The 7,778-nt window shown below is 59.1% G+C and carries 7 protein-coding genes; 6 read left to right on the top strand and 1 reads right to left on the bottom strand.

The genetic code is table 11. The annotated features are described in order from the left end of the window. Positions 1-136: 136 nt before the first annotated feature. Entirely contained in the window at positions 137-1,033 is an 897-nt protein-coding gene (locus BLP65_RS16035; protein ID WP_092999240.1) for a LysR family transcriptional regulator, read from the bottom strand. Positions 1,034-1,233: 200 nt separating this feature from the next. Here BLP65_RS16035 and leuC point away from each other — a divergent pair, with 200 nt between their 5' ends. The 6 genes from leuC (at position 1,234) to BLP65_RS16005 (ending at position 7,646) form a co-directional block, all read left to right on the top strand. Next, positions 1,234-2,640: a 3-isopropylmalate dehydratase large subunit gene (gene leuC, locus BLP65_RS16030; protein WP_092999254.1), complete on the top strand. Its 1,407-nt coding sequence runs from the start codon at positions 1,234-1,236 to the stop codon at positions 2,638-2,640. Positions 2,641-3,128: 488 nt separating this feature from the next. Continuing rightward, positions 3,129-3,764, top strand: a complete 636-nt coding sequence (leuD, locus tag BLP65_RS16025) for a 3-isopropylmalate dehydratase small subunit (RefSeq protein WP_092999238.1) — start codon at positions 3,129-3,131, stop codon at positions 3,762-3,764. A 39-nt stretch (positions 3,765-3,803) separates the two neighbouring features. Beyond that, the gene (locus BLP65_RS16020) at positions 3,804-4,181 is read left to right on the top strand and encodes a GxxExxY protein (protein ID WP_175452626.1); all 378 of its coding nucleotides are present in this window, start codon (positions 3,804-3,806) and stop codon (positions 4,179-4,181) included. A 60-nt stretch (positions 4,182-4,241) separates the two neighbouring features. Then, positions 4,242-5,321 (top strand): 3-isopropylmalate dehydrogenase, encoded by a 1,080-nt coding sequence (leuB, locus tag BLP65_RS16015; protein ID WP_092999236.1) that lies wholly within the window; start codon positions 4,242-4,244, stop codon positions 5,319-5,321. A 111-nt stretch (positions 5,322-5,432) separates the two neighbouring features. Further along, positions 5,433-6,545 carry an aspartate-semialdehyde dehydrogenase gene (gene asd / locus BLP65_RS16010; RefSeq protein ID WP_092999234.1) on the top strand — a complete coding sequence of 371 codons (1,113 nt, stop codon included), beginning with the start codon at positions 5,433-5,435 and terminating at the stop codon, positions 6,543-6,545. An 84-nt stretch (positions 6,546-6,629) separates the two neighbouring features. Next, positions 6,630-7,646, top strand: a complete 1,017-nt coding sequence (locus tag BLP65_RS16005) for an aspartate-semialdehyde dehydrogenase (RefSeq protein WP_092999232.1) — start codon at positions 6,630-6,632, stop codon at positions 7,644-7,646. The last annotated feature ends 132 nt before the right edge of the window (positions 7,647-7,778 follow it).

The raw sequence follows: 7,778 nt of genomic DNA, 5'->3' as shown, positions 1-7,778 counted from the left end.
TGCGGTTTCATCTCTCTTATTCAACTCCGCCGCGAATGTTAACCGCAAAGGTCGCAAAGAATCGCGAAGATTAGGACCCGATCTCCGGCCATACCCCGACGCCATTCGGGCGGAATCGGCCTCGATCATTCCAGCCTTAGCGAACCTTTGCGACCTTTGCGGTTTCATCTCTCTTATCCAACTCCACCGCGAAGGCACTCGCGGCGTTGGAGAGGGTTCGGGCACGGTGGCAGACCAGGCCCAGTTGACGTTCCAGCTGCAGCTCGGGGATGGCGATTGTGGCCAGGTCGCTATCGATCATGGTGGCGGGTAATACGCTCCAACCAAGCCCGACGCTGACCAGCATGCGAATGGTCTCCAGATAGTTGGTCGAGAGTTCGACATTGAGTTCCAGGCCGAGCGGAAGGAGTGCGCTTTCCACCGTCTGGCGGGTATAGGTCCCGCGCGCGGGGAGTACCGCCGGGTGGGACGTCAGGTCGGACGGAGTGGGTGTCGGCACGCTGGTGAGCGGGTGTTCTCTGCTGGCGACGATAGCCAACGGGTCATCCCAGATGGTGCGTACCAGAAGCCCCGGGGCCGGTGTTGGTGGGAGCGTAACCACCGCCAGCTCGAGTTCCCCGGTCTCCACCGCCCGGCAGGCCTGCTCCGAATCCATGAAGCGGAGATCGAGCTTGACCCCCGGGTAGCGGGTATGGAAACGGCGCAGTACCGGGGGCAGACGATGCAGACCGATGTGGTGGCTGGTGCCAATGCTGAGTCGTCCGGCCACCGTCCCCGAGAGTTTGAGCACCGCACGGCGCCCATTTTCGACCGCTTCCAGGACCTTCCGTGCATTGGGAAGCAGTGCTCGTCCCGCCTCGGTGAGGACGATATGGTGACCGACCCGGTCAAACAGGGCCGCTCCCATCTCTTCCTCGAGTGCGGCGACACGCTTGCTGACCGCCGGTTGAGTGAGGTGGAGTCGGGTCGCCGCACGAGAAAAGGATTCAGCGTCGGAGACGGCGAGGAACGCTTGCAGGTTGGGAATGTCCACGAAAGGAGTTATCGGTTATCGGTGGCTGAATGGAACATTTTATCGATTACCACGGAGAGCACAGAGGAAATCCATGGGGGTATTCCTGCGGGTTATAGGTTACATGAAAAATATGAATTTGAGTAATTGATTGCAGCGGGGTTACCATGACAGCCGGCAGCACTGAAATGTCAGGAATCGAATCTTCCGAGAAGGACGAAATGGCTGGAAAGACACTTTACGACAAACTTTGGGATGCCCACGTCGTTCGTACGGACGAAGAGGGGACATCGCTAATCTATATTGATCGCCACCTCGTCCACGAAGTGACTTCGCCACAGGCCTTTGAGGGCCTGCGACTGGCCGACCGCAGGCCGTGGCGAACCGATACGGTCCTGGCGACACCGGATCATAACGTACCGACTACCGATCGTAGCCGCGGCATTGAAGACCCAATCGCCCGTACTCAGGTGGAGACCCTGGACGCCAACGTAGCGGAATTCGGCATCACCTACTTTCCGATGGGCGATGTCCGCCAGGGCATCGTGCATGTCATTGGCCCCGAGGAGGGGGCGACCCTGCCCGGCATGACCGTGGTCTGCGGTGATTCCCATACCTCGACCCACGGCGCCTTCGGGGCCCTGGCCCACGGCATCGGCACCTCAGAGGTGGAGCATGTGTTGGCCACCGGCTGCCTGGTGCAGAAAAAATCCCGGAATATGCTGGTCTCGGTGGATGGCAAGGTGGGACCCGGAGTCACCGCCAAGGACATCGTCTTGGCGATTATCGGCGAGATCGGCACCGCCGGCGGCACCGGATACGCCATCGAGTTTGGTGGCGAAGCGATCCGCGATCTCTCGGTGGAGGGGCGAATGACGGTCTGCAACATGGCCATCGAAGCGGGTGCCCGGGCCGGTATGGTGGCGGTGGACGAGAAGACCATCGACTACGTGAAGGGGCGTCCCTACAGCCCGCAGGGCGAGCAGTGGGAGCAGGCTGTCGCCGCATGGCAAGACCTGAAATCCGATGATGACGCCGAATTTGATCGCGTGGTCCGCATCGACGCCGCACAAATCGCCCCACAGGTCACCTGGGGCACCTCCCCGGAAATGGTCGTGGGCGTGGATGCCCGGGTTCCGGACCCGGCCGGGGAATCCGATGAGGTAAAGGCGGGCGGCATGCGCCGGGCCCTGGAGTATATGGGTCTGGAGGCCAACAGGCCGATTACCGACATCGCGGTGGATAAGGTCTTTATCGGCTCCTGTACCAACTCCCGTATCGAAGATCTGCGTGAGGCAGCGGCGATCGTCAAGGGTCGCAAAAAGGCCGATTCGGTCAGGCTGGCGCTGGTTGTGCCGGGCTCCGGGCTGGTCAAGCAGCAGGCCGAGGAGGAGGGACTCGACCGGATTTTCCTCGACGCCGGTTTCGAATGGCGAGAACCGGGCTGCTCCATGTGCCTGGCCATGAACGCCGACCGCCTGGAATCCGGCGAACGCTGCGCCTCCACCTCGAACCGCAACTTCGAGGGCCGCCAGGGCCAGGGCAGCCGCACCCATCTGGTCAGTCCCGCCATGGCCGCCGCCGCAGCTATCGCCGGTCATTTTGTCGATATCCGGGATTTCGGATAAGAGCATTAACCGCAAAGGACGCGAAGGTACGCAAAGGTGTTGAGTATTTGGCTTCTGGCGTGGTGAATTATCGAGCCGGCAAAAGGCGCCTACGTATTGGGCTTATTGAAAGGGCATTTAACCGCAAAGGACGCGAAGGTACGCAAAGGTGTTGAAGTATTTGGCTTCTGGCGTGGTGAATTATCGAGCCGGCAAAAGGCGCCTACGTATTGGGCTTATTGAAAGGGCATTTAACCGCAAAGGACGCGAAGGTACGCAAAGGTTTGAAGTACTCGGATTCTGGCGTGATGAATTATCTGCCTAGGGGAGGCCTGGGTCCGGTTTTGTTTTCTTAGCGTTCCTTTGCGTCCTTCGCGGTTTAAAGGGTTTTAACTATGGAAAAGTGCGATGAATTATGGAGCTGGCAAAAGGCGCCTAGGGGAGGCTTGGGGCCGGTTGTGTTTTTTTAGCGTTCCTTCGCGTCCTTCGCGGTTTAAAGGGTTTTAATCATGGAAAAATTCGAAAAGTTGACGGGCTTGGTGGCGCCGCTGGATCGGGCCAATGTGGATACCGACGCTATCATCCCCAAGCAGTTTCTGAAATCGATCAAGCGCACGGGCTTCGGACCGAATCTGTTCGATGAGTGGCGCTATCTGGATCATGGCGAGCCGGGAATGGACAACTCGCAACGTCCCCTGAACCCGGAGTTCGTGCTCAACCGGCCGCGATATCAGGGGGCGAGCATTCTTCTGGCCCGCCAGAACTTCGGATGCGGTTCGTCCCGTGAGCATGCGCCCTGGGCCTTGCTGGATTACGGCTTCCGGGTGATTATTGCCCCTTCGTTCGCCGACATTTTCTTCAACAACTGTTTCAAGAACGGCATCTTGCCCATCGTCCTGCCGGAAGCGACGGTGGATAAGCTGTTCCGGGAGACCGAGGCGAAGGAGGGCTACCGATTGACGGTGGATCTGGCGGCGCAGAGGATCACCACGCCCTCCGGTGAGGTCTTCGAATTCGAGGTCGACGCCTCCCGCAAGCACTGCCTGCTGGAGGGCCTCGACGACATCGGCCTCACTCTGCAGCATGTGGATGAAATCCGCGCCTACGAACAGCACCGTCGCCAGGAAGCTCCCTGGCTGTTCTGAAAAAATCCTACCGCAAAGGACGCGAAGGGACGCTAGGGAATGATGATTGAAGAAATTGGGCGGGAAGTAGTCGATAGCGCAATTCGTGTTCATTCGAAGCTGGGCCCGGGGCTGCTTGAGAGTACCTATGAAGTTTGCCTGGAGCATGAACTTCGAAAGCGAGGAGTAGTGGTAGAGCGACAAGTATCTCAGCCTGTCGCATACGACGGAGTGAAGCTTGATGCTGGATACCGGCTGGACATGCTGGTGGAAGGCGAAGTTGTTCTTGAATTGAAAGCTGTTGAACACATCAACGACCTTCATTTGGCTCAGATTCTGGGATATTTGCGGCTCGGGGGATTTAGGCTCGGCTATTTGCTGAATTTTAATGTTCTTAGAATGAAGCAAGGGATAAGACGAGTGGTGAATGGAATTTAGATTTTTGTCTTCGCGTTCCTTAGCGACCTTTGCGGTTAAAAGATCAGATAGAGAAATTCAATGACAAAAAAAATCGCAGTTTTGCCCGGTGACGGGATTGGTCAGGAGATCGTCGCCGAGGCGGTCAAGGTGATCGATGTCCTTCGGGCCGACTTCGGCCTCGATGTGGAAATGGAAGAGGGGCTGGTCGGTGGCACGGCGTACGATGCCAAGGGCCATCCGCTGCCGGAGGAGACCCTGGATCTTGCCAAATCCGCAGACGCGGTACTGCTGGGGGCGGTCGGCGGCTACAAATGGGAGTCGCTGCCCATCGAAGTGCGCCCGGAGAAGGGGCTACTGGGGCTGCGCTCCGGTCTGGGGCTGTTTGCCAACCTGCGTCCGGCGCTGCTCTATCCGCAGCTCGCCTCCGCCTCGACCCTGAAGCCCGAGGTGGTCTCGGGGCTGGATATCATGATTGTTCGCGAACTGACTGGCGGCATCTACTTTGGTCAGCCGCGTGGGGTGCGTACCCTGGATAATGGCGAGAAGCAGGGCTTCAACACCCTGGTCTATTCGGAGTCGGAGATTCGCCGCATCGGCAAGGTGGCCTTCGATATCGCCATGAAGCGTGACAAGCGGGTCTGTTCGGTGGACAAGGCGAATGTACTGGAGTGCACGGAGCTCTGGCGCGAGGTGATGATTGAAGAGGCCGGGGCCCGGCCCGAAATCGAACTGTCGCACATGTATGTGGATAATGCCGCGATGCAGCTGGTGCGTGCACCCAAGCAGTTCGACGTGATGGTGACCACCAATATGTTCGGCGACATCCTTTCAGATGCCGCCGCCATGCTGACCGGCTCCATCGGCATGCTGCCCTCCGCCTCGCTGGATGAAAACGGCAAGGGTATGTATGAGCCGATCCACGGTTCGGCGCCGGATATCGCCGGCCAGAACATCGCCAATCCGCTCGCCACCATCCTCTCCGTGGCGATGATGCTCCGTTACACCCTCGACGAGCCGGAAATGGCCGGCCGTATCGAAAAGGCCGTCAATGCCATACTGGATCAAGGCAAGCGGACCGCGGATATCTGGACAGAGGGTTCCGAAAAAGTGGGCACCGCCGAAATGGGCGATGCCGTCGTAGCTGCCCTGCGCGGTTGAATAGATTTACCGCAAAGGACGCCAAGAGCGCCAAGAAAAAATGTACAAGTAGAAGCGGAGCACCTCCTTAGCGTCCTTCGCGCTCTTTGCGGTTAACCAAGGAGATAAATTATGAAGCGAGTAGGTTTTGTCGGCTGGCGCGGCATGGTGGGTTCCGTGCTGATGCAGCGCATGCGCGAGGAGAACGACTTCGCGGAGATCGACCCGGTGTTCTTTACCACCTCTCAGGCCGGTAAACCGGGTCCGGATGTGGGCAAGGATGTGCCGCCGCTCAAGGACGCCAAGGACATCGATGAACTCAAGCAGATGGAAGCGATTGTTTCCTGCCAGGGCGGCGGCTATACCGAATCGGTATATGGCAAGCTGCGCGAGGCGGGATGGAAGGGCTACTGGATCGATGCCGCCTCCACCCTGCGGATGGATGATGATGCCACGATCGTCCTGGATCCGGTCAATCGCGATGTGATCACCGACCGATTGGCCAATGGTGCCAAGACCTTCGTGGGCGGCAACTGCACCGTGAGTCTGATGATGATGGGTCTGGGCGGGCTGTTCCAGGAAGATCTGATCGAATGGATTAGCCCCATGACCTATCAGGCGGCCTCGGGCGCCGGTGCGCAGAACATGCGTGAACTGCTTCAGCAGATGGGGGCCCTCCACGACGTCTCCAAAGACCTGCTGGAGGACCCCGCCAGCGGCATCCTGGAGATCGACCGCCGGGTCTCCGATTTCATGCGCAGTCCCGAATACCCGCAGCAGCAGTGGGGCGCCCCCCTGGCCGGCTCCCTCATCGCCTGGCTGGATTGCGAGACCGAGGGCGGGCAGAGCAAGGAGGAGTGGAAGGCAGAGGTCGAGACCAACAAGATCCTCGGCCGGTCGGGGAATCCCATCCCCATCGACGGTATCTGCGTCCGTATCGGCGCCATGCGCTCCCACAGCCAGGCGCTGACCATCAAGCTCAAGAAGGATGTCCCGCTGGCCGACATCGAGGGCATCCTGGCCTCCGCCAACGATTGGGCGAAGGTCGTGCCCAACGAAAAGGAAGCCACCATGCGCGAGTTGAGCCCGGCCGCCGTTACCGGGACGCTGGATGTACCGGTGGGACGGCTCCGGAAGCTTACTATGGGACCGGAGTACCTGGCCGCCTTTACGGTTGGGGACCAGCTCCTGTGGGGTGCGGCCGAACCGCTGCGCCGCATGCTGCGTATTCTCCTGGAGAGCTAGAAGCTCCAAAGGCCCCTGGCGCCTGCCAGAACAGCGGCAGGTTACAGGGTCCTCCTAGTCCCAACACAGAGATTTACAGAATCTATGAGCAAGGCCTTTGATGTGGCCGTGGTCGGTGCCACCACTCTGGTGGGTGCTGCCATTATCGAATCGCTGGCCGACCGGGATTTCCCTGTGGGCCAGCTGTTTCTTCTCGAACGCGGAGCCGAAAGCAGCTATGCGCAATTCCGCGGCAAACGGGTTCCTGTCAAGGACCCGGACAGCTTCGATTTCACCCACTCCCGTATCGTGTTTCTGGCTTGCGACGAGGCTCTGGCTGCTGAAGTTGCGCCGCCCGCGGTGGAAGCCGGATGCATCGTGATCGACGCATCGGGAGCCTTCGACAGTGATCCCGATCTGCCCGTAATCGTTCCCGAAGTGAACCCGGAGGCGGTCGGAGACTTTGAAGCCCGTCACATTTTGGTATCTCCATCCTCGGCGGCGGTGATCCTGGCTCTTGCACTGGCGCCGATTCAGCGACAAGTTGGGGTGACGCGGGTAAACGTCGTGAGTTTCCATGCGGTTTCGGGGCAGGGGAAAGCTGGTGTAAACGAATTGGCTTCCCAGACTGCGAAGTTGCTCAATGCGCAGCCGGTGGAAACCGGGATATTCTCCCGACAGATCGCCTTCAATGTCCTCCCCCAGGTGGGTGCCCCCGAGCCGGGTGGTTACAACCGAGAGGAGCGGGCGCTGATGGATGGGCTGCGCCGGGTTTTCGCTGCGCCGGATCTGGGCATTAATCATACAGCGGTGCAATTGCCGCTTTTCTTCGGTCACGGGATGGTTGTGCATCTGGAAACGCACGGGGCGCTAAGCAGCGAGGAACTCCGTGAACTCTATCGGAAAACGCCGGGTATCGAGGTTTCGGACGACAGTGAGGAAGGTTATCCGACTCCTGTTACCGAGGCGGCAGATAGTGCGGCGTTACATGTGGGCCGTATCCGCCAGGACGCTTCCCACCCGAACGGTCTGGACCTCTGGCTAGTGGCTGACAATATCCGTCGAGGTGGAGCCATTAATTGCGTGCGGATAGCGGAGGTCCTGGTCGGTGAATTTCTATAGTCTGTGGTCTTGTACGGGCACGGCGAATGGCTTGGTACTATGCGTGTGTATGCCCTTTATCCATAACAGCACACTAGTATATAGTTAGTCGCTATTGCTGAAGGTATTTCCGAGGTTTTTGACCTCAAGCCC

The sequence above is a fragment of the Thiohalomonas denitrificans genome (assembly GCF_900102855.1).
In the GTDB taxonomy this organism is placed as follows: Bacteria; Pseudomonadota; Gammaproteobacteria; order Thiohalomonadales; family Thiohalomonadaceae; genus Thiohalomonas; species Thiohalomonas denitrificans.
The sequence above is the reverse complement of the archived record's forward strand: the minus strand, read 5'-3'. Positions and strand labels throughout refer to the sequence as shown.